The 23,035-nt window shown below is 49.1% G+C and carries 21 protein-coding genes and 1 pseudogene; 13 read left to right on the top strand and 9 right to left on the bottom strand.

Going from position 1 to position 23,035, the window contains the following annotated elements:
• Nucleotides 1–43: 43 nt before the first annotated feature.
• The 3 genes from trxA to DFR47_RS17915 are packed head-to-tail and all read right to left on the bottom strand — an operon-like array spanning nucleotide 44 to nucleotide 1,900.
• Nucleotides 44–385 (bottom strand): thioredoxin, encoded by a 342-nt coding sequence (trxA, locus tag DFR47_RS17925; RefSeq protein WP_281011665.1) that lies wholly within the window; start codon nucleotides 383–385, stop codon nucleotides 44–46.
• Between the two features lie 15 nt (nucleotides 386–400).
• Nucleotides 401–1,360, bottom strand: a complete 960-nt coding sequence (gene trxB / locus DFR47_RS17920; protein WP_113945880.1) for a thioredoxin-disulfide reductase — start codon at nucleotides 1,358–1,360, stop codon at nucleotides 401–403.
• A 33-nt stretch (nucleotides 1,361–1,393) separates the two neighbouring features.
• Nucleotides 1,394–1,900 carry a cupin domain-containing protein gene (locus DFR47_RS17915; protein ID WP_113945879.1) on the bottom strand — a complete coding sequence of 169 codons (507 nt, stop codon included), beginning with the start codon at nucleotides 1,898–1,900 and terminating at the stop codon, nucleotides 1,394–1,396.
• Nucleotides 1,901–2,636: 736 nt separating this feature from the next.
• Between DFR47_RS17915 and DFR47_RS17910 the strand changes: the two genes are divergently transcribed.
• From DFR47_RS17910 to DFR47_RS17880, 7 genes are all read left to right on the top strand, one after another.
• Nucleotides 2,637–3,839 (top strand): amidohydrolase family protein, encoded by a 1,203-nt coding sequence (locus tag DFR47_RS17910; protein ID WP_113945878.1) that lies wholly within the window; start codon nucleotides 2,637–2,639, stop codon nucleotides 3,837–3,839.
• Nucleotides 3,840–3,877: 38 nt separating this feature from the next.
• A complete protein-coding gene (locus DFR47_RS17905) occupies nucleotides 3,878–4,729 on the top strand; it encodes a transporter substrate-binding domain-containing protein (RefSeq protein WP_113945877.1) in 852 nt (283 codons plus the stop codon).
• A gap of 94 nt (nucleotides 4,730–4,823) precedes the next feature.
• Nucleotides 4,824–6,335 carry an amidohydrolase family protein gene (locus tag DFR47_RS17900; protein ID WP_113945876.1) on the top strand — a complete coding sequence of 504 codons (1,512 nt, stop codon included), beginning with the start codon at nucleotides 4,824–4,826 and terminating at the stop codon, nucleotides 6,333–6,335.
• A 1-nt stretch (nucleotide 6,336) separates the two neighbouring features.
• A complete protein-coding gene (locus DFR47_RS17895) occupies nucleotides 6,337–7,179 on the top strand; it encodes a transporter substrate-binding domain-containing protein (protein WP_113945875.1) in 843 nt (280 codons plus the stop codon).
• 150 nt (nucleotides 7,180–7,329) lie between these two features.
• Nucleotides 7,330–8,049 (top strand): ABC transporter permease, encoded by a 720-nt coding sequence (locus DFR47_RS17890; protein ID WP_113945952.1) that lies wholly within the window; start codon nucleotides 7,330–7,332, stop codon nucleotides 8,047–8,049.
• 1 nt (nucleotide 8,050) lies between these two features.
• Entirely contained in the window at nucleotides 8,051–8,776 is a 726-nt protein-coding gene (locus tag DFR47_RS17885) for an ABC transporter permease (protein ID WP_113945874.1), read from the top strand.
• Between the two features lie 9 nt (nucleotides 8,777–8,785).
• Nucleotides 8,786–9,556 (top strand): ABC transporter ATP-binding protein, encoded by a 771-nt coding sequence (locus tag DFR47_RS17880; protein WP_113945873.1) that lies wholly within the window; start codon nucleotides 8,786–8,788, stop codon nucleotides 9,554–9,556.
• Nucleotides 9,557–9,614: 58 nt separating this feature from the next.
• Here the strand turns inward: DFR47_RS17880 and DFR47_RS17875 are convergent, their stop codons facing one another.
• From DFR47_RS17875 to DFR47_RS17855, 5 genes and pseudogenes are all read right to left on the bottom strand, one after another.
• Nucleotides 9,615–11,609: a CocE/NonD family hydrolase gene (locus DFR47_RS17875; RefSeq protein ID WP_113945872.1), complete on the bottom strand. Its 1,995-nt coding sequence runs from the start codon at nucleotides 11,607–11,609 to the stop codon at nucleotides 9,615–9,617.
• 71 nt (nucleotides 11,610–11,680) lie between these two features.
• Entirely contained in the window at nucleotides 11,681–13,294 is a 1,614-nt protein-coding gene (locus DFR47_RS17870; protein WP_113945871.1) for an ABC transporter ATP-binding protein, read from the bottom strand.
• Complete coding sequence (locus DFR47_RS17865; RefSeq protein ID WP_113945870.1) at nucleotides 13,295–14,113, bottom strand: ABC transporter permease; 819 nt, start codon at nucleotides 14,111–14,113, stop codon at nucleotides 13,295–13,297.
• Nucleotides 14,110–15,075: pseudogene (locus DFR47_RS17860) on the bottom strand (ABC transporter permease); the annotation flags it as partial. The gene DFR47_RS17865 and the pseudogene DFR47_RS17860, both read right to left, overlap by 4 nt.
• A 116-nt stretch (nucleotides 15,076–15,191) precedes the next feature.
• Nucleotides 15,192–16,793 (bottom strand): ABC transporter substrate-binding protein, encoded by a 1,602-nt coding sequence (locus DFR47_RS17855; protein WP_113945869.1) that lies wholly within the window; start codon nucleotides 16,791–16,793, stop codon nucleotides 15,192–15,194.
• A 178-nt stretch (nucleotides 16,794–16,971) separates the two neighbouring features.
• On the opposite strand from DFR47_RS17855, the gene DFR47_RS17850 reads away from it, so the two are divergent.
• Complete coding sequence (locus tag DFR47_RS17850) at nucleotides 16,972–17,751, top strand: helix-turn-helix domain-containing protein (RefSeq protein ID WP_113945868.1); 780 nt, start codon at nucleotides 16,972–16,974, stop codon at nucleotides 17,749–17,751.
• A 3-nt stretch (nucleotides 17,752–17,754) separates the two neighbouring features.
• Here DFR47_RS17850 and DFR47_RS17845 read toward each other — a convergent pair whose 3' ends face one another.
• Nucleotides 17,755–18,645, bottom strand: coding sequence for a LysR substrate-binding domain-containing protein (locus DFR47_RS17845; RefSeq protein WP_113945867.1), 891 nt, complete (start codon nucleotides 18,643–18,645; stop codon nucleotides 17,755–17,757).
• 157 nt (nucleotides 18,646–18,802) lie between these two features.
• On the opposite strand from DFR47_RS17845, the gene DFR47_RS17840 reads away from it, so the two are divergent.
• The 5 genes from DFR47_RS17840 to DFR47_RS17820 all read left to right on the top strand — a co-directional run bounded on the left by DFR47_RS17840 (nucleotide 18,803) and on the right by DFR47_RS17820 (nucleotide 23,022).
• Nucleotides 18,803–19,636, top strand: a complete 834-nt coding sequence (locus DFR47_RS17840) for a transporter substrate-binding domain-containing protein (protein ID WP_113945866.1) — start codon at nucleotides 18,803–18,805, stop codon at nucleotides 19,634–19,636.
• Nucleotides 19,637–19,705: 69 nt separating this feature from the next.
• Nucleotides 19,706–20,431 carry an amino acid ABC transporter permease gene (locus DFR47_RS17835; RefSeq protein ID WP_113945864.1) on the top strand — a complete coding sequence of 242 codons (726 nt, stop codon included), beginning with the start codon at nucleotides 19,706–19,708 and terminating at the stop codon, nucleotides 20,429–20,431.
• Nucleotides 20,428–21,228: an ABC transporter permease subunit gene (locus DFR47_RS17830; RefSeq protein WP_113945862.1), complete on the top strand. Its 801-nt coding sequence runs from the start codon at nucleotides 20,428–20,430 to the stop codon at nucleotides 21,226–21,228. Before DFR47_RS17835 ends, DFR47_RS17830 begins: the two co-directional genes overlap by 4 nt.
• 1 nt (nucleotide 21,229) lies before the next feature.
• On the top strand, nucleotides 21,230–21,979 hold the full coding sequence (locus DFR47_RS17825; protein ID WP_113945860.1) for an amino acid ABC transporter ATP-binding protein: 750 nt from the start codon (nucleotides 21,230–21,232) through the stop codon (nucleotides 21,977–21,979).
• 20 nt (nucleotides 21,980–21,999) lie between these two features.
• Nucleotides 22,000–23,022, top strand: a complete 1,023-nt coding sequence (locus DFR47_RS17820) for a C-terminal binding protein (RefSeq protein ID WP_113945858.1) — start codon at nucleotides 22,000–22,002, stop codon at nucleotides 23,020–23,022.
• The last annotated feature ends 13 nt before the right edge of the window (nucleotides 23,023–23,035 follow it).

The raw sequence follows: 23,035 nt of genomic DNA, 5'->3' as shown, positions 1-23,035 counted from the left end.
CAGAACAGTGCCGTAATGCTTTAAAAGGCGTCAATTAAAGGGTTTAAGAAGCTGCCAACTGCTCAATCAGTGCGGCGTATTTGCTCTTCTCTCTCAGCCCCACAACCTGCTCGACCGGCTTGCCGTCTTTAAACAGGATGACTGTCGGCACACCACGAATACCGAAAGCCGCAGCAATCTCCGGCGACTTGTCAATGTCGACCTCGCCAAAGCTGGCTTTAGCTGCGGGCTCCTCAGCCATGGCTTTATACATCGGCTCCATCGCACGGCACGGCCCGCACCACTCCGCCCAGAAGCGTACAGCATAGACGCCGCTATGTTTCAGAACCTGTGTTTCAAAATTATTATTGTTCAGAGATACGACTTTCATTTTACGACTCCGCAAATGATTGAAAGGAACTTATGTGGCCTGTGACAGGCCAATTTTTGTGAGATATCGCTCAGCATCCAGTGCAGCCATGCACCCCATACCCGCAGCCGTGACTGCCTGCCTGTAGACATCATCGGCTACGTCTCCGGCCGCGAATACGCCCGGCACGATGGTTCTGGAACTGTTAGCTTCAGTCGTCAGATAGCCACCGGATTTCAGAGGTAGCTGACCGGCAAAAAGCTCTGTCGCAGGCGCATGTCCGATCGAAACAAACACACCGTCTGCATCAATATGCTCGGTTTTTTGTGTCGTCACATCTTGCAGCACAGCACCGGTCACCTGACGCGGCTTATCTGTGCCCGATATCTCAGCAACAATCGTGTTGAACCGCAGTTCAATCTTAGGATGGCCCAGCAGCCTCTGTTGCAAGATCTGCTCAGCACGCAAGTGATCACGCCGATGTACCAAAATCACCCGATCAGCAAAATTGGTCAGATAAAGCGCTTCTTCAACGGCCGTATTACCACCACCCACAACGACCACTGTTTTACCCCGAAAAAACGGCCCGTCACAGGTCGCACAGGCAGAAACACCGAAGCCTTTATAAAATTCTTCAGAAGGCATACCCAGCCATTTGGCTTTGGCACCGGTTGCGACAATTAATGCGTTACAGCTATAAATCTTGCCGCTTTCGCCATGCAGGCGATGGATATCCATACCCAGCTCAACCGAGGTAATCATATCATATGCAATACGCGTTCCCATATGAACGGCCTGTTCCTGCATCTGTTCAACGAGCCATGGACCCTGAACAGGAAGTGCAAAACCCGGATAATTTTCGACATCCGTGGTGATTGTCAGCTGGCCGCCCGGCTGTATTCCCGTAATCAGTAAAGGCTCCAGCATGGCACGCGCCGCATAGATCGCAGCCGTATAACCAGCAGGACCTGCCCCCAGAACAATCACACGGGCATGTTCATTATCAGACATTTTTGCCTCATTTCTGATAGTCGCAGAAAGCAATCAGACTTCACTTTCAGGCAGCGCTTTCGCAATGTTGACGATGCCAAAACGCTCTGAAATGACCGGACAGGATAATGCTCTGCCACCGCTGATCTTCGTTTCACGGAAAGGATGTGTGTTCTCCAGAACCTCGCCATCTTCCTCAAACATGTCTTCCAGGCCGGGAGGTGCCAGCAAGATCAGCATACGTGCTGTTTTTTGTGTTTCATTGCGAAAACCGCGCACGCTATTGACGGAGCAGTTGAGAAAACTGCCTTCCGGTGCCTTGATTTTCTCATTCTCGGCAAAGAAAACCATGTCGCCTTCCAGAATGAAGAAGGCTTCTTCCTCGCGCTCATGCAGATGCAGCGGCGCACCCTGTCCCGGTTCGACCAATGTTTCTAACAGTGCATAGCGACTGTTCGTTTCTGCACTGCTGGCGAGAATACGGTAAATATTACCTGCCGAGGCTAAGCGTTTGCCGTCATTGGCGCCCCTGACAGTGATACCAGCTTCATATTTATGCATAAGAAATTTCCTGATTATCTGAATTGATCAATTCATAAACCGGACTCTTACATTCAATCAATCATTCAATAAATAAATTGATTGTTACTTTGTATAGCCGTATATCGACCTGAGCATAACCTCTTACGCATGGATCAGTTTAAGGTGAAATTATCCTTTGATTTTAAAGAGTTAGAGGGTCAACCGGAAATAATATTGCCGGTCTCAAATCTCATGTCCCTGATAGGAACGAGGTTTATCGATACTGATTAACGAACGATTCCTGCGGCTTACTATGGCCATGCTGTAGAGAAAAAACACATGCCAGAACCATCACCGCAGAGTTCCACATATAACAGCGCAGTTATCCCACCATATTTTATTCGCAATTCATTTTTGTATACAATTTTGTAAATATTATTATTGACAATAATATAGGCCATCCATAACACTAAAGCTCTGAACAGGATTACCGGCTGAACATCGGTCGTCATCATAGGGAGAGAGTACGTCGTTGCCATGAGGAGGTAGTCGACGTTTCATTAATTTTAAAAGCTGTAAACATCACAATGTGTTGCGGTAAGCCTGGAGAGCCGGCTACCCCTCCGTTCGTGTTGAAGCAGCTCATCATTTTGAATTCATTTAAAACCTTCTGCATTGCTCTGACGGGGTGAAATCCTGTGGCCTGAGAGCTGTGAGGTATTGTGTTTAAACAGGCTGATCTGCTCCTGAAATTGCAGAATGGGAGAGAACGAATATGCCTGCTGATTTCCTGCTTTCAAAAATACGCCCTCAGGGAGGGGCGCTGAAAGACGTGCTGATCAAAAACGGCAAGATCGTCTCGGTTACCGATCACAACAGCGCGATCAGTCACGAAGCTCTTGAGGTCGTGGACGGATACGGGCAGCTGATGCTGCCTTCTCTCATTGATGCCCATACGCATCTCGATAAAACCCTGCTGGGCATGCCGTGGTATCGTAATGATGTCGGCACAGAACTCATCGAACTGATTGAAAATGAAAGAGCAATGAAGAGGGAACTCGGCATTGATCCGCAGCGCCAGTCAGCAAGACAAATTGAACAAGCCATCAGCTACGGCACCACACATATCCGCACCCATGTAGATATTGATACAGAATATGGCCTGAGCGGTCTCGAAGGCGTGGTGGCTTCACGCGAGAAATATCGTGATCTGATCGATATCCAGATTGTAGCCTTTCCGCAAAGCGGCATGCTGATCCGCCCCGGCACCGTAGAACTTATGGAAGCTGCAATGCAGAACGGCGCTGATATCGTCGGCGGGCTGGATCCTTCCGAGGTTGACCGCGATGCGAAAGGGCATCTCGACACTGTATTTTCCATGGCACAGCGCTATGGCAAACCGGTTGATATCCACCTGCATGAGCCGGACTCCCTCGGTGCATATGCAATGGAAATGATCATTGAACGGACCAATGCTTTAGGCATGGCCGGACAGGTCACAATCAGCCATGGTTTCTGCCTTGGTATGTTGGCGGATAAACCATTAGCCGCTTTAGGTGCAAAACTGGCCAAAGCCGGTATTCATCTGATGGTCAAAGGCGGCGCATCCAGCGCTGCTCCGCCGGTCTTTGACCTCACAGCCATGGGTGTCAATATCTGTTCCGGCAGTGATGGCATCCGCGATACCTGGTCACCTTTCGGCAATGCAGACATGCTTGAAAGAGCTGCCATTGTATCCCAGAGAAACGATTTCAGAAGCGATGAAAATATCGAACTCGCGCTCAAGCTTGCTACCTATGGCGGCGCGCGAATGATGGATATTGCGGATTACGGCATTCAGGAAGGCTGTGATGCCAGTTTCATATTGCTCAATGCCGAAACACCCGCCGATGCTGTTGCATCACGCCCCGTTCGCAGCGCCGTTTACAGAAAAGGCGCTCTGATTGCGAAGGAAGGCAAACTGATTACTCCCAGATAAATAAAGACCAACATTAGGCATAAGGAGGAGATTGCCAGATGTTCAATAATTACGGGAAAAAAGCCGCGCTGGCTTTTGGGGTTCTGGTCGGAGCACTGACAGCAACCGCACATAGCCAGAGTGAAAAAGTAATCAAAATCGCCACTGAGGGCGCTTACGCCCCCTGGAACTTTACGGAAGCCGGCGGCAAGCTCGCCGGTTTTGAAATCGACCTTCTTGAGAATTTATGTCCGCGTATGAAAGTGAAATGCGAATTAATTGTGCAGGACTGGGATGGCTTGATACCGGCTCTGAATGCCGAAAAATTCGACGCCATTGTCTCAGGTATGCTGATGACCAAAGAACGGGAAAAAGTCATTTCTTTTTCAAGAAATTATGCAACCGGCTCGGCCGCATTTCTGGTGCGCAAAGACTCTCCTTTAGCAGAGATGGCCTTCGGCAAGAAATATGATCTGGAAAAAGAGCCGGAACAAGCCCGCGCAGCCGCAGATGAAATGCGTAAAGCGATGCAAAACAGTGTCATCGGCGGCCAGGGTGCAACAACTGCAGCACTGATCATGAAAGATATGTTCCCGGATATTGAGTACAAGGAATATAAAAGCACAGAACAGCATGATCTTGATCTCGCTGCCGGACGCATTGATGCCATTATGGCCTCCCCCGTCACGCTGGATCAGGCATTAGCTCATATCGGTGCAGATCAGGTGATGTTTGCCGGTGCTGAATTTACCGGCGGCCCTTTAGGCGGGGGGCAATCTGTTGGCCTGCGTAAAGAAGACACCGAGCTGAAAGCACTGTTTGACGAGGCAATCAATGCCGCAATCGCTGACGGCAGCCTCTCCAAACTCGCGATCAAATGGTTCAAGCGCGATATCACACCAAGCCAATAAATAACCCATTAAAATAAAACGACATTATCAAAGGCAAAGTAAAAAACGCCTCGTTGCCTTTGATATTCCCTGAATAGAATTTGGATAAAGAAGCATGAATAAATCTGTTCCGTCTGCCCCGCTATCCGGTCCGGTACTCTTATCATCACGCTGGGTTATCGGTCATCAAGACGGCAAACATGCAATCTTTGAAAACGGCTGTGTTGTCTATGAAAACGACACTGTCATCTTTGTCGGGCATGATTATCAGGGCGATGTTGCCCATCGTTTCGACTATGGAACGGCGATTATTTCGCCGGGTTTTATCGACCTTGATGCACTGTCGGATATCGACACAACAATCTTGTCTTTTGACAATCAACCTTCATGGAAAAAAGGGCGCGTCTGGCCAAAAAGCTATATGGAACGCGGCCCTTATGAAATGTACTCCGCAGAAGAACTGGCTTTCCAAAAACGCTATTCTTTCGCTCAGCTGATCCGTAACGGCATCACCACAGCTATGCCTATTGCCTCCCTGTTCTATCGGGAATGGGGAGAAACCAATGACGAATTCTCCAGTGCTGCTACCAGCGCCGAAGAGTTAGGGCTGCGTGTCTATCTTGGCCCTGCCTACAGAACGGGTAATACATTTGTTCAGGATGACGGCAGCATTGAATTCTATTTTGATGAGGCACGTGGGCTAAAGAATTTTCAGGATGCGCTTGCATTTGCTGAACAAATGGAAAGCCGCTCATCTTCCTTGGTAAAAGCAATGCTGGCGCCGGACCGGATTGAGACCTGCACGCCTGAGCTTCTCAAACGGACAGTGCAGGCCTCACAAGATCTCGACATCCCGTTCCGTCTGCATTGCTGCCAATCCGATACAGAGTTTAACCGGATTGTTGATGCCTATGGTCTTAGCCCGCTTGAATGGCTGAACTCGCTTGGTCTGTTGTCTGACCGCTCATTGCTACCGCATGGCGAGTATGTTTGCGGCTCCCGCAATGTCAGCCGCAAAGGCGATGATCTGGCGATTATGCGTGATACCGGTGCAACATTTGTGCATTGCCCTGTTGTTTCCGCGCGGCATGGCAGCTTCATGGACAGTTTCAGCAAATTCCGTAATGCAGGTGTCCGGATTGCTCTGGGTACAGATACGTGGCCGCCGGATTTTATCCAGAACATGCAGGTCGGCATCATGATGTCCCGCGTTAAGGACGACTCCATACAGAGTGTCCGTTCCGAGCATTATTTTGATGCTGCAACCATCGGCGGCGCAGATGCATTAAGACGCCCTGATCTGGGAAGGCTCCAGACCGGTTCCAAAGCCGATATCATCGTCATCAATATGGATAATGACCGGATCGGCCATGTGATCGACCCGATCCAGACCCTGATGATGGCCGGTTCCAACCGCGATATTTCAACCGTCATTATTAATGGCCGCTTTGTCATGGCTGATGGCATTATTCCTGATTTTGACTTCACGGCTGCCCGCGAACAGGCGCAGCAGCAATTCGATCGCCTTGTATCTCTCTATCCGGACCGGACTTTCGGTCATCCTCCCGTGAGCGAAATTTTCTCATCAAGTTACCCGTCTTTTGACGGTCAGAAAAAGGATTCCTAATATGAAAAGCAAGCTGAAACTCGCACTGGTTTCGCTCGGTTTATTCGGTTGCGTCAGCACAGCCGTCGCTTCAGAATTTCGCGTTGCGACTGACGGTGCCTATGCACCCTTCACCTTCACCCGTGCTGACGGCACTCTGGACGGATTTGAAGTCGATGTCGCCAAAGAACTCTGCAAACGTCTGAATTATACCTGCACCATCAGTGCACAGGAATGGGATGGCATGATCCCTGCCCTGCAAGCCGGTAAATATGATGCGATTATCGCCGGTATGTCCATCACGCCAAAGCGCGAAGAAGCCGTTGATTTCTCTATTCCTTATCAGAATATTCTGACCGGTTTCGCAACACTGAAAGGCAGCCCTCTCGATACGCTGCCGGGCACCGGTGAAACAATTGATATCAACGCCGATCCTGCCAAACTCGAAGCTCTGGTTGAACAGTGGAAGCCACAGCTCAAAGGCATGACCATTGGTGTACAAACATCCACTATCGGCGTCGCATTTCTGGAAAAATATCTGAAAGATACAATCGAAATCAAAGAGTATAAATCAACCGAACAGCAGGATCTCGATCTGCTGGCAGGTCGTGTTGATGCCCTTTTTGCCAACCACGCCAATTTTGCAGCCACGATGAGCAATGCAGATTACAAAGATATGCATGTTGTTGGTGCCGGTTTGCGCGGCGGTGTTTTCGGTAAAGGTGTGGGCGTTGCACTGCCTAAAGGCGACACCAAACAGAAAGAAGCTTTCGACAAAGCAATTGGTGATGCCATTCAGGACGGTACAATCCGCGAATTGTCGATGAAATGGCTGCAGATGGATCTGACACCATCCGCAAACTAAACGGAACTTCCTGCCTCTGAAATCCGTCAAAACCGGAGCATGGCGCAATCATCCAGCCTCTCGCGAAGCCAGCTTATTGCACCATGCTCTCTTTTTGTGAATGAACGCGCATTTTGCCTCTTGCGCTCCAGCACATGTGAAGAATTTTCAATGCAACAATTCAGCTACTTTGAACTGATAGGCTTCGGGCCTAATGGCTGGGGAGATGCTCTGCTTCTTGCAGCTGCAATGACTGTCGCCGTCGCTTTTTGTGGCTATCTGATCGGCGCGATGATCGGTGCCTTAATCAGTTGGGCTAAAATCACCGGTAACCGACCAATCCGCTTTTTTGCAGAAACATATACAACAATCCTGCGCGGTATTCCGGATTTGCTGGTTATTTACCTCTTCTATTTTGGCGGCAGTGCTGCACTGGGAGCGGTCGGCAGCCTGTTCGGTGCCAAAGGTTTTATTGGCCTGCCAACGTTTCTCACAGGTGCGATGGCTATCGGGGTTGTTTCCGCCGCCTATCAGGCTGAAGTGTTTCGCGGTGCGTTCAATTCGGTCGCGCGCGGCGAGATTGAAGCCGCAAAGTCGATGGGAATGCCGAAATTCTTGATGTTTCGCCGGATTATCGCACCGCAAGTGCTGCGTTTTGCAATTCCGGGGCTGGGAAATGTCTGGCAGCTTGCCTTGAAAGAATCCGCGCTGATCTCCGTGATCGGTCTGGTTGAATTGCTGCGTCAGTCGCAAATTGCCGCTGGTTCCACCCGCCGTCCGTTTGACTTCTACATCACTGCGGCCATGCTCTATCTGGTGATTACGCTCATCTCGACCATCATTTTCAAACGCGCCGAAGAAAAAGCGCGACGCGGCATCCGGAGAGCGTAACATGGACTTTCAGTTTCTTTACACGTCTTTCGTCACCCTGTTACGCGGTGTGCCTCTCACACTGGAACTCTCATTATATGCTGTCTTTTTCGGCGGTATATTAGGACTGTTCCTGACCGTATTGCGCCTGTCCGGTATCAAGGTTCTGGCTTTTATCTCAGAGGCTTATGTCTTTGCATTCCGCGGCACACCGCTGCTTGTGCAGATATTTCTGATCTATTACGGACTGGCACAGTTCCGTCCGTTCCTTCAGGAATTAGGATTGTGGAGCTTCTTCCGTGACGCCTATTGGTGTGCGGTGATTGCGCTCTCTCTCAACACGGCCGCCTATGCTAGCGAGATTTTCCGCGGTGGCTATGAAGCCGTTCCTGCCCCGCAAATTGAAGCGGCCAGAGCCTGCGGCATGTCCGGCTTTTTGCTGCAGCGCCGTATCATCTTTCCAATTGCTATCCGTCAGGCACTGCCGGCCTATGGCAATGAACTCATTTTGATGGTCAAGGCGACTTCGCTCGCATCTGTTATCACCATGATGGAAATTACCGGTATTGCTGCAAAGCTGATTTCTGAATCCTTCCGCGCTGTCGAAGTCTTCATCGCAGCCGGTACTGTTTATCTGCTGCTCAATTTTATCCTTACCCGTATCGTTGCCTATTCGGAATGGAAGCTATCCGCCCATATCCGTCCTCCCGCTACGATTAAATCCGCTTCAAAGCTGAAAACTGCCTGAGGAAAAAACATGCAAACCACAACACCAGCAGTTTCCATCCGTAATCTGCGCAAGAGCTTCGGCTCTCTGGAAGTCCTCAAAGGCGTCAATCTTGATGCTGCGGAAGGCGATGTTATTTCCATTCTCGGCTCTTCCGGCTCCGGCAAATCCACGATGCTGCGCTGCATCAATTTCCTTGAACTGCCAAGCTCCGGTTCTGTCAGCATTCATGGCGAAGAGCTCCTGATGAAACCCGGCAAACAGGGCATGATCGCCGCCGATATGCGCCAGATCAACCGGATCAGAACTGAAGTCGCGATGGTGTTCCAGAGTTTCAATCTCTGGTCTCATATGACCATTCTTGAAAACATCATGGAAGCTCCAGTCTATCTGCAAAAACGCACCAAGGCCGAAGCAAAAGACGAAGCGCTTGCACTGCTTGAACGGGTAGGCATTGCGGACAAACGGGATAATTATCCAAGCCATCTGTCCGGCGGCCAGCAGCAGCGGGCAGCTATCGCCAGAGCTCTGGCTATGAAACCACGCCTGTTGCTCTTTGATGAGCCGACTTCTGCACTGGATCCGGAACTGGTTGGGGAAGTGCTGAAGGTGATGCGCTCACTTGCGGAAGCCGGTCACACAATGCTGGTTGTGACCCATGAAATGGGCTTCGCACGCGATGTTTCTAACCGCGTCGTATTTCTGCATCAGGGCAGTATCGAAGAAGACGGCCCGTCCCATGAAGTTTTTGATAATCCGCGCTCTGAGCGTTTCAAGAAGTTCATTTCCCTGCAGAAATAAGCTGAAAGTCCCCCTCAGCAGCATATGATTTTCTGCTGAGGGGAAAATAGTATACCATTTACATATAATTTCGCGGAATCTCCGCAGCATATTCTTTTTTAAAGATCAGCTGCTCTCCTTCATAAGCCTGCAGACAAGCAGAAATTTTCCATGATGTTGCTGTGCAGGTCATTTGTGAACCGGCAATAGTTTTTAGTTTCCAGTCACCACGTTCCATAAAAGTCATCCATTCACATACTCCCTTCATTGAAAGCGGATTGTCAGGATGGATTGACCATTGCTCCTCCCGTGTCTGACGTGTTGCCAGTCCTGTATCAGGATGCATGCTCATACCGGTATCTTCATAGATATTATAATTTGTGCATCCGCTCATCAAATCCCGCTCAACAGTTCTGCGGGTTTCAGCCGGGCAGAGCACCGGGTAGTGTGGCAGCGGATCCTCATTGTCCGGTTGTTTCATATCTATATAATCGCATTCTCCGAGTAACGGCAGCGATAGTTTCAGCGAACTCCGGTCAATAGTAATCCCTGCATTATACGGATCAGGCAAAATCATCGGCCAATAAGCGGTCGAAATTGCAATACGCAGGCGATGCCCCTCTTTGAGGCGATAACCGCAGGCATCAAGACGCATCCGGATAGCCACCGGCTCATCCACGGGCATCGGCTCCGGATGTTCATAACCGTTCCGGTGTGCAAGGTTGAGAACACCAAAACTAATGCGTGTTGCCCGGCCATCCGGATGCACATCCACCAAACGTATAACCAGATTTGCCAGCGGCGCCTTACTGGCAACGATCAGTTCAACTTCGGGAATCCCGAGATAAGAGCGGGCATCTTGGAACGGTTTTGTTTCCAGAATATAGGATTTCTCGTCATCAATCACCTGATCTCCTGCCATTTCCGCATCAGGTTTCAGTGTGAACCATTCACCGGCGGTTGTCCCTGTATCAAGAGCTGAGCGGATATAAACAGGACAAGCAGCAGCATTTGAGACACCATTTTGCAATATACCGTCCGTATTAGCACTATAGATTTCCGTCTCAGGCTGACTCCAGACAGATTTTGCTACCCAAAAACCCGGATCTTCAGTGCGTCGTCCGCCCGCAACGGGACCATCCTGAATAAAACCACGCAGTTGCGGCCAGTCAGGAACAGTGTTTGCTTCTCCGCGCAACCAGTGGTTCCACCACGCAATCGCTTCTCCGAGGAAATCCGCGCGTGGTTTCGGCCAGGCAAAATGCGGATATTTATGTACCCAAGGACCAATAAGTGCTGTGAAATGACGATTACCACTTTCTACCGATTTGAACGGTGTATTGCGATAGCCGTCAGCCCAACCCGCGATGACCATGGAAGGCGTGTTATAGTCTGTAAAATTCTCACCGACCGAACCATGCTTCCAAAAAGCATCCCGCGTTTGATGAGACAACCATTCTTCCATCATAAAATGACCGCCATTGAGGCGTTCAAGCCACATATCTTTCCAGCTGTCACCAGTGATAGCTTTGTCCGGCGAACGTGACTGATAAGCAAGCATTGTTGTAGCCCATGACAGCTGAGCCGACAAATGTGTCCCATTCTTGTAATGAATATCATCATTATATCGGTCCACCGTTGATGCGATGGAAATAACGGCTTTTAACGCCGGAGGTTTAAGCGCCGCCACCTGCATACAGTTGAAGCCACCCCATGAGATACCCATCATACCAACCGAGCCGTTCGACCATGGTTGCTCCGCGATCCAACCGATAATTTCACAGGCATTTGCCAGTTCCAGCGGCGTATACTCGCCGTCAATGACACCATCGGATTCACCAGACCCTCGGATATCAACCCGAATACCGGCAATACCGGCCTCTGCAAATGCCGGATAAGTTGCCTCGTCACGGACACAGGTGCCGTCACGTTTACGATACGGCAGAAATTCCAGAACTGCAGGCACAGGATCGGCCAGTGCATTTTCCGGCATCCAGATACGAGCAGCCAAACGCGTACTGTCCTGTAACGTAATCCACTCATTTTCAATGACACTATACTTACGACCAGACAATATTCCTCCTCCCCGGCTCATCACCAGGTTTTTTTACAGCCAAAATTAATGCTCAGATGCTGACTTAAATTTTATTCATTCAAAACGGATTCCAGCCATCCGATTTTCATTTCAGGAACCGAACGTAAAAGCTTCTCCGTATAGGCATCAAAAGGCGGTGAGAGCGCCTCGTCTCTGCTGCCAAAACGGATCAGCCTGCCCTTATGCATCACACCCACATCATCGGCGATCGCTTTCACAACGCTCAGATCATGTGTGATAAACAGGTAAGAAACCTGTGTTTCTTTCTGAAGGCGCATCAAGAGGTCGAGAATCCCCTCCGCGACCAGCGGATCAAGTGCAGATGTCGGTTCATCACACAGGATCAGCTCCGGCTTTGCAGCCAGTGCGCGTGCAATCGCCACCCGCTGTTTTTGACCGCCCGATAATTCGTCCGGTCTGCGATCAAGAAATTCCGGCCCCAGTTCAATCTGCTCCAGCAATTCAAGAATACGCTGCTCCTTTATCCGGCCACGCAGCCCGAAATAGAGTCCCAGAGGTGCAGCCAGCAGTGAACGCACAGTATGCTTCGGATTTAACGCCGTATCCGCCATTTGGTAAATCAGCTGGATACGCCGCAAATCCTCAAAGGAACGCTTACGAAAACTTGCCGGTAATATCCTGTCTTCGAACGAAATCTGCCCCTGACTTGCCGGCAGCAAACCGGCAATTACACGAGCTAATGTGGATTTTCCTGAACCGGATTCCCCAACAATAGCAACGGTTCTTCCTTTACCGATATCAAGGGAAACATCATCAAGAACTTTTACATGATGCGCATATTCCGCACTGATCTGCCGGACAGAACAGATAACCGGTGTCTCCCTGCTCTTCGGAACATGAACACGGCTTCTTATATTCAGTAAATCGCGCGTATAAGATTGCTGCGGATTTTCTATAATTGCTTTAGCAGTATTATATTCAATCATCTTTCCGTGACGTAAAACCATGATTTCATCGGCAATTTGAGCAACCACGGCAAGATCATGCGTGATATAAAGAGCTGCCGTATCAGAAACATGGATCGCTTCTTTGATCGCCTTTAAAACTCCGATTTGAGTTGTCACATCCAGAGCGGTTGTCGGCTCATCAAAAATGACGAGCTCAGGCTTCGGACAAAGTGCCATAGCCGTCATTGCCCTCTGCAACTGGCCGCCCGACACCTGATGAGGAAAACGGCTGCCAAACCGGTCAGGATCCGGCAGACCTAAAACACCAAACAAATAGCGCGCCCGCTGTTGTGCCTCACTGCGGCTCATCAAACCGTGGATAACCGACGCCTCAATCACCTGATCGCCTATGCGATGCGCCGGATTAAACGCAGCCGCAGCGGACTGCGCCACATAACAGACCTTGGTGCCGCGCAGACAACGAATACCCGACACCGGCAACTGCAAAATATCCTGACCATTCAGCACAATTTTGCCGCCGGTAATCTCCACACCACCACGCCCGTAAGCCATGGTCGCAAGCCCGACAGATGATTTTCCTGCACCGGATTCACCTATGAGCCCCAGCACCTTTCCCTTTTTTAAATTAAAAGAGATATCATCAACAATCAGCGTCTGCTCACCAGATTTTTTAAAGCGATTATTGTTGCGGGTTACAGACAATTGCAGATTTTCAACGGACAGAAGATCACACATTTACTGCTCCTGTCTTTGTTTTGCAGAACTGCGCATCAGCCAGTCTACGATCAGATTAATGCAGATTGTCAGCAGAGCGATTGTTGCGCCAGGAACCAATGCTGCAGGAACACCAAAAATAATGCCGTCTTTATTCTCTTTCACCATACCGCCCCAGTCTGCAGCAGGCGGCTGAATTCCTAATCCGAGAAAGGACAGCGTCGAAAGAAAGAGAATGGCAAAAGCAAAGCGCAAGCCAAACTCAGCGAATAAAGGTGCAACTGTATTGGGCAATATCTCTTTGATAATGATTTTGAATTTACCCTCGCCACGTAATTGTGCCGCCTCAACAAAATCCATCACCACTACATCCAGAGCAACAGCGCGGCCGATACGAAAAACACGCGTGGAATCCAATAAAGCCATCACCAATATCAAAATCCAGATTTTCTGCGGCAGCATTGCCAAAACAATCAACGCAAAAATCAAAGTCGGGATCGCCATCATCATATCATTGAAACGGGATAAAATCTGATCGGCAATACCGCGGTTAAGTGCTGCGAAAAAACTTAATCCCATTCCCAATATGAAGGATATTAATGTCGCGAATAGTGCCACCGACAGCGTGGTACGGGCGCCATATATCAGTCGCGACAGAATATCCCTGCCAAGATTATCAGTACCGAGCCAAAACTCAGAACTCATAGGTGCCCATATATCGCCGACAATATCGCCTTCCCCGTAGGGCGCGACCCATTGCGCAAAAGCAGCACAAATAACAATAGTGATCAGGCAAAACAGACTAAGCCACACGATAAGCGGCATATCACGAAATCTCATCTCGGATACCTCAGACGCGGATTGGCGAGAATGGAAAGAATATCCGCCACAAGATTGAGAAAAATATAGATGGCAGCAAAGATCAGGCCGCAAGCCTGCACAACCGGCATATCACGGACGGTAACGGCATCTACCATGTACTGTCCCATACCGGGATAGACAAAAACCACCTCAACCACGACCACACCTACAATCAGATAGGCCATATTCAAAGCAACGACCGTAATAATCGGGGACACTGCATTTGGCGCGGCGTGGCGTGCTATAATCCTCAGGGAGCTCAGACCTTTGAGTTCTGCTGTTTCAATATATGCAGAGGACATCACACTTAAAATCGCGGCACGTGTCATACGGATCATATGAGCCAGAACGACCATAACCAGTGTCGCAACCGGTAATGCAACAGCGGTCAAACGCTCACTCAGGGACATACCCTCATAAACAGTTGCGGGAAATGTCGCGATTCCGAACTGAACGGCAAAATACAAAATCAACAGATAGCCGACAAAAAATTCCGGCAATGAGATCGCAGCGAGTGAGGCAATATTGATCAGCTTATCCGGAAACCTGTCGCGATAACGCACTGCAATCAGACCAAGAGTGACGGCCAGCGGTACTGCAATTACAGCGGCGCACAAAGCCAAAAACAGGGAATTGCCTAACCGAAACGCAATCTGCTCACTGACAGAGTTGCGGTTTGCCCATGACATACCAAGATCCCCATGCAACAAACCGCCAAGCCACGAGAAATATCGTCCAAGCAATGGCCGATCCAGACCAAGCTCGGTCCTTATATTCATAATTGCCTGCGGTGTGGCTGATTGTCCGAGATAAGTCGAAGCAAAATCTCCGGGCAATAATTCAATTCCGCAAAAGATGATTAGTGACAGCATAACCAATAAGCCAAAGCTTAAAATTACACGTTTCAAAATCATCAGCAGCAAAGGATGTCTGATACTAAAACCAATCAAGGAATATCCTGACTTTTACAAACGGCACAGGGCTGAGGATTGTATTCAGGTGGAGGAAAGGTAACGCATCATTGCGTTACCCTCCAAAACACAGAACGTAAGCAATGTCAGGCATCAAGCCATACGCGCGAAGCAACATAGCCGTTCGACGCGTCATTGCCGATATCTGCCACATAACCCTTCATTTTTTTGACACAGCCGCCAATGTGATCATTAAACATTGGCAGGATCAGTCCGCCCTCATCACGTACCATTATCGCCATTTCGCGATAAATCGCTTTGCGCTTATCCTGATCCAATTCGGCGCGCGCCTGCATAAGCAGCTTCTCAAAATCATCACGCATAAAACGGGTATCATTCCACTCTGAGGTTTTCAGATAGGATGTGGAATAGAACAGATCCTGCGTGGCACGTGCCCCCCAGTAGGACGCGCAAAAAGGCTGCACATTCCAGACATTCGTCCAGTAACCATCAGCCGGTTCACGTTTAATTTCCAGTTGGATTCCTGCTTTTTTAGCAGTCTGCTGAAACAGCACACTGGCATCTACAGCGCCCGGGAAAGCCGCATCCGATGTGCGCAATACAACTGCCCCGTCATGTCCTGATTTTTTGAAATGAAAGGCAGCTTTATCCGGATCATATACGCGCTGCTCAATATCGTCCGGCGCAAGTGCATAATTATTATTGATCGGGAAATCATTACCGACCTTGCCATAACCGCCAAGAATGGACTTAACCATTGCCTCACGGTCAATTGCATATTTCAAAGCAAGCCGCAGATCATTATTATCAAAGGGCGCTGTGTTGCAATGCATCGGAAAACAATAAAAGCCTTTGCCGGATGTACTAAGAATTTCAACATTCGGCGAGCGCTTGAGCAGTGAAATTGTCTTGGGATCAATCCGGTTAACATAATGAACCTGACCGGCAGACAATGCAGCAATACGTGCAGTCGTATCATTCATCGACAAGATTTCAACACTGTCGACAAAACCGCGGTCTGATCGCCAGTCGTCCTTATTTTTCGAAAATAACGCCCGCACCCCTGCCTGATAGGATTCAACTTTATAAGGACCGGTACCAATCGCTGCCAGCGGATTATCAACACCACCTTTCGGTTGAATAATCAGATGATAATCACTCATTATCAGCGGCAGATCAGCACTCCCCTCTTTCAGTGTGATGACCAGTTCATTATTCACTGCCTCGATTTTGACCACCGACCGCAATAATCCGAAAGCGCCGGACTGCGATTTACTATCTGCATGACGTTGTAATGAGGCCACAACATCATCGAGTGTCATTTTCTCGCCATTGTGGAATTTAACGTCATCGCGAATTTTAAATGTCCATTGCGATGCATCAGCCGATGGTGTCCATTCCGTCGCCAGCGACGGCACTGCAGAGCCATCCTCCGGATTTGTTTCAACAAGCGTATCGCCCCATGTGCGCCCCACAACAAAGGATACGGTGCTGCTGTAGGTTGCAGGATCAAGTGAATCCGTTGATGCGCCCCCCTCCAGACCAATCTTAAGATGGCCGCCGCGTTTTGGCTCCTGCGCTTTTGCGGCATCTGTCAAAGATAAAAAACCAGTTGCTCCACCGGCAAGAGCAAAACCGGCCATTACTGTACCGCTTTTAATTAGCGTACGCCGGTTCAATTGCAGAACCTGCTCATTAGCTGAAACAGAATTACTAACCTTTTTCATATAAATAGCCTCCCAGCTCAGAATGCAACCGGCTACAGTCCGGACATTATTATTACTCCGGCTTTCTGCAGTGATCCGCTTTCTGCCTCAAGCTTAGTCAAGGACGTTTACTGAAAACAATTTCGCTGGTTGACGCTTTTTTACGCTAGTTTACACTCTTCTATATAGGGGGATTTTTATGAGTGATTTTTCGGAAAATCTGAAGCTGGCCTGCTCAACGCGTCATTCCATTTCAGAAGTTTGCAGGAATCTTGGTATCAACAGACAGCAGTTTAACCGCTATATTAACGGATGCGCGCGCCCGTCACCGTTTAACTTGAGGAAAATTGCAGCATATTTTCAGATGTTGCCGGATGACTTCAGTCTGTCTGCACAGCAATTTCGCACCAAAATCTCCGGTATCTTTTCTAACTCGCCCAGTCATTCAGAATTTATTCTCAGCTTTTTTAATGCGGAGCTCTCCAATATTGAGCAATATCTCGGTGATTATCAGACATATCATGTCTCACCATCATGGCCGGATTTCATTATTTGCTCATTTACGCGGATAAGACAGGAGAGGGACTGGATACAAGTTAAATCCATAGAAAGAATTTACGATCCGGTTGATGAGGTACAGCAAAGGTCAAAGTACAGCGGTTTATTTTCCATGAGCAGAAATAAAATATTTATCGTTGAGAAAAGCCACCGCCATCCGTCAATTATTGCAGAAACAATATTACAACCTTTTGAGATGCACCAAAAAAAATATTTGAAAGGTTTAACGATTGGCGTGTCCTGGAAACACGATAATATGCCCTATGCTGCCAGAACAATCTGGAGAAAATTAAACAAAAATACCAATATTAAAAACCTGATCAAAAAATGCGGGCGCTATAGCTATGACAGCCATGAGTTGCCGGAGCCGGTGAAAAAATATTTTGCGGCAGATACAATGAAAAATGATATTTTGACATAGTATTCAAATATTTATTGCAGATAACCTATCGCTCATGAACCGGATAAAATGATCAGCCACAGCCGATTTAACCGGCATTCGTTGGCGTATCAGCCAAATATTAAAAGTAATATCCGGTTCAAAAGGCCTGACAATCAGCTCGTTTTCACTACAACCAGCCGCACTGATCGGATCAACAACTGAAACCCCCGCTCCCAGAGCTACGAATGAGCAAGCTGTTTCCGACTGACCGGTTTCGATCTGCATTTTGCGCGATATTTGCAGATCATCGAAAATCTTATCAATCAGCATACGCGACTGATCCTGCGGCCCTAAAGAAACAAAGGGTTCTCCGGCCAGGTCTTGCGCGTGTATCACCTGTTTGCCAGACAAATGATGGCCAACAGGCAGAATGCAAACCGCCTTTAATGTTTGTAGCGGAATACTCTCAATTTCATCCCTGTCACCCGGAATAAAACTAACCGCGAAATCCAGCTGATGACTGGCAACAGCATCAATGAGACTGCGCGAGCGCATACTTTGTAAATGAAACACAACATCACTGCGCACAGCAACATAATCCGCCACGATCTTTGGCAATACGCGACGCGCAATTGCCGGAAATGCACCAATAGATAAAGCCCCCCATTTTTGCTCTCTCAGCGCCGCAGCAACGCGTGCAACCCGATTAACGCCGGTAAACATGGCTTCAACTTCAACCAGCAAAGCTTCCGCCTCTCTCGTATGATGCAGACGTTTGCCTTTGCGTTCAAAGAGGGGAAAACCGCAATAAAGCTCCAGCTGATTGATAAGCTGGCTGACAGCAGGCTGGGAAATACAGAGCAACTCAGCCGCGCGGCTGACACTTCCCATCGACATCACAGCCTTAAAGGCCTCGAGTTGCCTGATATACATTGCGCATCCTATATAAGATAATCTTATTTTTAACAAAGAAAATAGTATTATTAATTATATAAAATTTGTCTATAACTTTTTTAAAAAGCATTTCATGGCATGCAAAACTTCAGATAAATGCCAGCGGCAATGCACAAAATTAAAAGGGGAAATTTCTATGATCGCGAAGTCATGCTTCAAGCTTTCACTTCTGACAATCCTTTCGGGCCTGACATTCAGCGCGGTCGCTCATGCCGACCAGCTTGATGAAGTCAAAGCCCGGGGCAAGCTGATTGTCGGCATTAAAAACGATTACGTCCCTTTCGGATTTCTGACCAAAGATGATGAGTTGAAAGGTTTTGAAATCGACCTTGCAAAATATATTGCAGGCAAAATTGTCGGCTCTGAAAATGAAATCGAACTGGTTCCGGTTGTCGCGTCCAACCGCATTGAACTGCTGAATGCAGGTCGCATTGATCTCATTTTGGCGACACTCGGTGTGAATGCAGAACGTGCCAAAGTTATCGATTTCACTGAAGAATATTACAATATGGCAGGCATTGTTCTGCTCGCGCCCAAAGATACCACAATAACCAAATGGGAAGATGTGCGCGGACAGAAACTCTGCGGCATGCAGGGCAATCTTTATAACCGTACGCTCACCGGCACTTATGGCGCACAAACCGTGCTGCTCACCGGCACTGCCGATATGTTTAAAGCTTTCCAGAACGGCCGTTGCAGTGCAGTTGCCTTTGACGGCCCTATTCTTCAGCAGAAACTGTCTGATCCTGAGTGGGGTGAGAAATATAAAATCGCATTGGACACCTTCAACTATATCCCGATTGCAGGCGGCGTGCGTAAAAACGAACAGCGTTTTCTTGAAGAAGTGAACAAGGCCATTCTTTCCGCCGAAGCTTCCGGCCTGCTGGTCGATGCTGAAAAAGCCTACAATATGGGCACCAGTGAATATGTGACCAAACGCGCAGCCGACGCCAAAGCTGCCGGACACTGAAACTCAGCAATGCCGGTTATCCGCAACGATTGCTCAAGGCGATAACCGGCGCATTACCGGAACTAAATCATGATATTCGGTCTCGATTTTGAATGGCTTGCAGACCCGCTCTATCAGAGCTGGTTACTGGAAGGCTTGAAAACGACCCTCGCCATCACTGGTGTCGGCACAATTTTGATGCTGATAATCGGCATTGCCGGTGCGGCCATCATCCATTTCAACATCCCTGTCGCCAAATCTTTGACGATTATTATGATTGATCTGTTCAGAAACACGCCACCACTGGTGCAGTTGTTTTTTCTGTATTTCATGCTGTCTGATTTAGGTTTGACCTATACGGATGCGGCAACAGGAGAGCGCATACCACTGCTTTCCGGTTTTGCCTGCGTCGTCATTTCGCTGGCTTTGTATAATGGTGCAATCGCCATTGAGATCATCCGTTCCGGTATTAATTCCGTACCAAAACAAACGGTCGAAGGCGGAAAAAGCATGGGCTACAGCCGCTTGCAGATTTTCCGCTTTATTGAACTGCCGATCGCTCTGCGTATGACCATCCCGAACATGACCAGCAACGTGGTCAGCCTGATTAAAACATCAGCGCAGGCTGCCCTTGTCGCCGTGACCGACATTATGTTTTTTGCCACGCAAATTACGCTGGAAACATTTCTCAATCTCGAAGTGATGATCGTGCTGTGGCTGATCTATCTGATCATTACCACACTGGTTGTTCTGCTCGCGAAACAAATCGCAAAAGCTTTCGCAATTCCGGGATTTGGCGCAGGAGCAATGCAATGAACAGAGATACAACCTCAGCTGTTCTCGGCTTCTTTGGCGTCATCGCCGCTTTGCTGGCCATTCTCTTTATCACCTACGGGCAAAACAGTGCTGCGGCTCTCAAAGTCCTGACCGACCGGTCATCGCAACTGCTCACTGGCAGCTCGGATTTCTCAGGTTTTGGCGGCGGTTTCTCAGCGAATATTATCATCAGCATATGCTCAATGATGATTGCACTGGTCGCCGGATTTTTCCTCGGCGGTGCCATGGTATCGCCGAATAAAATGATCCGCACCACAGCAGTCCTGATTATGAACCTGCTGCGCTCGTCGCCATGGCTGGTTGTGCTCTATGCCATGCTCTATTTGCTGCCATTCCGCATGACTATTTTGGGCACCAGTATCTTTGTGTCGCCGTTTCTTAAAGCTGTTATTGGTCTGTCCTTACCGGTGACCGCCTATATTGCGGAAGGTTTCCGCAACGGTATTCGCGCTGTACCCGACGGGCAGTGGGAATCTGCACGGGCACTCGGTTATCGTCGTAGCCAGATTTTGCGCTCAATCATTTTGCCTCAAGCCTTGCCGATGATGATGCCCAATCTGATGACCACCTATGCAATGTTGTTTATCGGCACCAGCCTTGTGGTCGTTACCGGTACTTCAGATGTTCTCTCCATAGGCAAAACAGTCATAGCCAGCGATGGTGATGAATATGCGACGGCAATTTATCTCTACATTCTCCTGCTGTTTTTTCTTTTCGCCTATCCGTTGGCGACCTGGACGCGTGCCCTTGAGCGCCGCCTGATTAAAGGCAAATGACATGACCACATCATTCCCACCTATTATCGAAGTCGCTGATATCTACAAGAACTATGGCTCCGTTGCCGTCCTGAAAGGTATTTCCATGAATATCCGGCAGGGAGAGGTGGCCTGTATCATTGGCCCTTCCGGTTCCGGAAAATCCACTTTACTGCGGTGCCTGAACGGCCTTGTTCCGATTGACCGCGGCAGTATTCGTGTGAGCGACTTTCAGGTTGAACAGTTGCGCTCAGAAAAGCAGCTGGTGCCGCTACGCCATAAAGTTTCGATGGTCTTTCAGCAATATAACCTGTTTCCGCATAAAACTGTGCTGCAGAATATTATGATGGCACCCGTTCAGGTGCTGAAACACAATGTACAGGAAGTGCGTGAGCGTGCGATCAAACTGCTCGCGAAAGTGCAATTATCCGGCAAAGAAAATGCCTATCCCGGAGAGTTATCCGGCGGGCAGCAACAGCGTGTGGCTATTGCGCGTGCGCTGGCAATGCAACCGGAAATCATTCTCTTCGACGAAGTGACCGCTGCGCTCGATCCGGAAATGGTGCAGGAAGTACTGAATGTTATCCGTGATCTTGCCGGAGAAGGCATGACCTGCGTGCTGGTCACGCATGAAATGCGTTTTGCGCAGGAAGTCGCCGATCAGGTTTTCTTCACCGATGGCGGTGTCATGGTTGAGCATGGTGAGCCTGAAAGCTTTTTCGGCAGCCCGAATGACCCGCGCCTCAAATCATTCTTATCCAAAGTGCTCTGATATATTCTCGGGAGGAATTTATGCGGACTTACAAAATTCTGGTGCCGGATGCACATTTGCGGGATCTGGCGATTGAAAGCGCCATCTCCGGTGACCAGTTTGAATATTTGATTTATGACGAGACTGACCCTTCCGCTATTCCTGAACAGCATTGGCGGGAATGTGACGGTATTCTGGTCTGGCATCGCATGCGCATTGCCCCACAAACGGTTGCCCTGCTGGATAATTGCAAACTTATTGTCCGCGTTGGTGTCGGTTTCGATAATGTGGATGTCGATGCCTGTCGCAAAGCCGGAATTGCCGTGTCGAATGTACCAAACTACGGCACGACAGAAGTGGCGGATCATGCCATTGCCATGTTGCTCTATCTGACACGCGGCCTTGGCACTTATGAAAAACGCCTCAAAGCCGATCCGGTTACAGGTTTCGTGGCGGAAGGTGCACCTGTTGTCCGTCGTCTTCGCGGCCTGACATTCGGTGCTATCGGACTTGGCCGTATCGGTACTGCCGTTGCACGACGTGCCGCAGCATTTGATATGAAAATTGCCTATTACGACCCCTATCTGCCGGAAGGGCACGAGCTGGGCATTGGCTTTGAGCGCAAACAAACTCTCGAAGAACTGCTTGCAGCCTCAGACATTGTGAGCCTGCATGTGCCGCTGTCGGCTGAGACCCGCACAATGATCAATGACGATCTGCTGGCACAGCTCCGCGACAATAGTATTCTCATCAATATTGCGCGTGGCGGTCTGGTGGATATTGACGCGCTTTATCGTGCCTTACAGAGCGGAAAACTCGCCGCAGCCGGACTGGATGTTCTGCCGGTGGAACCACCGTCCCCTGCGCCGGCTCTGCTCGAAGCATGGCGCAATGAAGAGGACTGGCTTGCAGGTAGGTTCATCGTCTCCCCTCATGCTGCTTTTTATTCTGAAGCCGGATATGTGGATATGCGCACATTCTCCGCTGAAATCATGCTGGATTTTCTCCTGCGCAACAAAATTCGTAACAATGTGAATCCCGGCTGGGAACAGCACAGCCACTGAAATCCAGTGCGTG

The sequence above is a fragment of the Pseudochrobactrum asaccharolyticum genome (assembly GCF_003314995.1).
Lineage (GTDB): Bacteria > Pseudomonadota > Alphaproteobacteria > Rhizobiales > Rhizobiaceae > Pseudochrobactrum > Pseudochrobactrum asaccharolyticum.
Note: the sequence above shows the minus strand (reverse complement) of the source record. Positions and strands in the feature narration are given on the sequence as shown.

Bases quoted from the DNA above. Each gene is read 5' to 3' on its own strand.
- DFR47_RS17830 (WP_113945862.1), top strand. From the start codon at position 20,428: ATGAACAGAGATACAACCTCAGCTGTTCTCGGCTTCTTTGGCGTCATC.
- DFR47_RS17855 (WP_113945869.1), bottom strand. From the start codon at position 16,793: ATGAAAAAGGTTAGTAATTCTGTTTCAGCTAATGAGCAGGTTCTGCAA.
- DFR47_RS17915 (WP_113945879.1), bottom strand. From the start codon at position 1,900: ATGCATAAATATGAAGCTGGTATCACTGTCAGGGGCGCCAATGACGGC.
- DFR47_RS17900 (WP_113945876.1), top strand. From the start codon at position 4,824: ATGAATAAATCTGTTCCGTCTGCCCCGCTATCCGGTCCGGTACTCTTA.
- DFR47_RS17885 (WP_113945874.1), top strand. From the start codon at position 8,051: ATGGACTTTCAGTTTCTTTACACGTCTTTCGTCACCCTGTTACGCGGT.
- DFR47_RS17880 (WP_113945873.1), top strand. From the start codon at position 8,786: ATGCAAACCACAACACCAGCAGTTTCCATCCGTAATCTGCGCAAGAGC.
- DFR47_RS17840 (WP_113945866.1), top strand. From the start codon at position 18,803: ATGATCGCGAAGTCATGCTTCAAGCTTTCACTTCTGACAATCCTTTCG.
- DFR47_RS17865 (WP_113945870.1), bottom strand. From the start codon at position 14,113: ATGAGATTTCGTGATATGCCGCTTATCGTGTGGCTTAGTCTGTTTTGC.
- DFR47_RS17890 (WP_113945952.1), top strand. From the start codon at position 7,330: ATGCAACAATTCAGCTACTTTGAACTGATAGGCTTCGGGCCTAATGGC.
- DFR47_RS17835 (WP_113945864.1), top strand. From the start codon at position 19,706: ATGATATTCGGTCTCGATTTTGAATGGCTTGCAGACCCGCTCTATCAG.
- trxB (WP_113945880.1), bottom strand. From the start codon at position 1,360: ATGTCTGATAATGAACATGCCCGTGTGATTGTTCTGGGGGCAGGTCCT.
- DFR47_RS17820 (WP_113945858.1), top strand. From the start codon at position 22,000: ATGCGGACTTACAAAATTCTGGTGCCGGATGCACATTTGCGGGATCTG.
- DFR47_RS17870 (WP_113945871.1), bottom strand. From the start codon at position 13,294: ATGTGTGATCTTCTGTCCGTTGAAAATCTGCAATTGTCTGTAACCCGC.
- DFR47_RS17850 (WP_113945868.1), top strand. From the start codon at position 16,972: ATGAGTGATTTTTCGGAAAATCTGAAGCTGGCCTGCTCAACGCGTCAT.
- DFR47_RS17910 (WP_113945878.1), top strand. From the start codon at position 2,637: ATGCCTGCTGATTTCCTGCTTTCAAAAATACGCCCTCAGGGAGGGGCG.
- DFR47_RS17825 (WP_113945860.1), top strand. From the start codon at position 21,230: ATGACCACATCATTCCCACCTATTATCGAAGTCGCTGATATCTACAAG.
- DFR47_RS17905 (WP_113945877.1), top strand. From the start codon at position 3,878: ATGTTCAATAATTACGGGAAAAAAGCCGCGCTGGCTTTTGGGGTTCTG.
- DFR47_RS17895 (WP_113945875.1), top strand. From the start codon at position 6,337: ATGAAAAGCAAGCTGAAACTCGCACTGGTTTCGCTCGGTTTATTCGGT.
- DFR47_RS17845 (WP_113945867.1), bottom strand. From the start codon at position 18,645: ATGTATATCAGGCAACTCGAGGCCTTTAAGGCTGTGATGTCGATGGGA.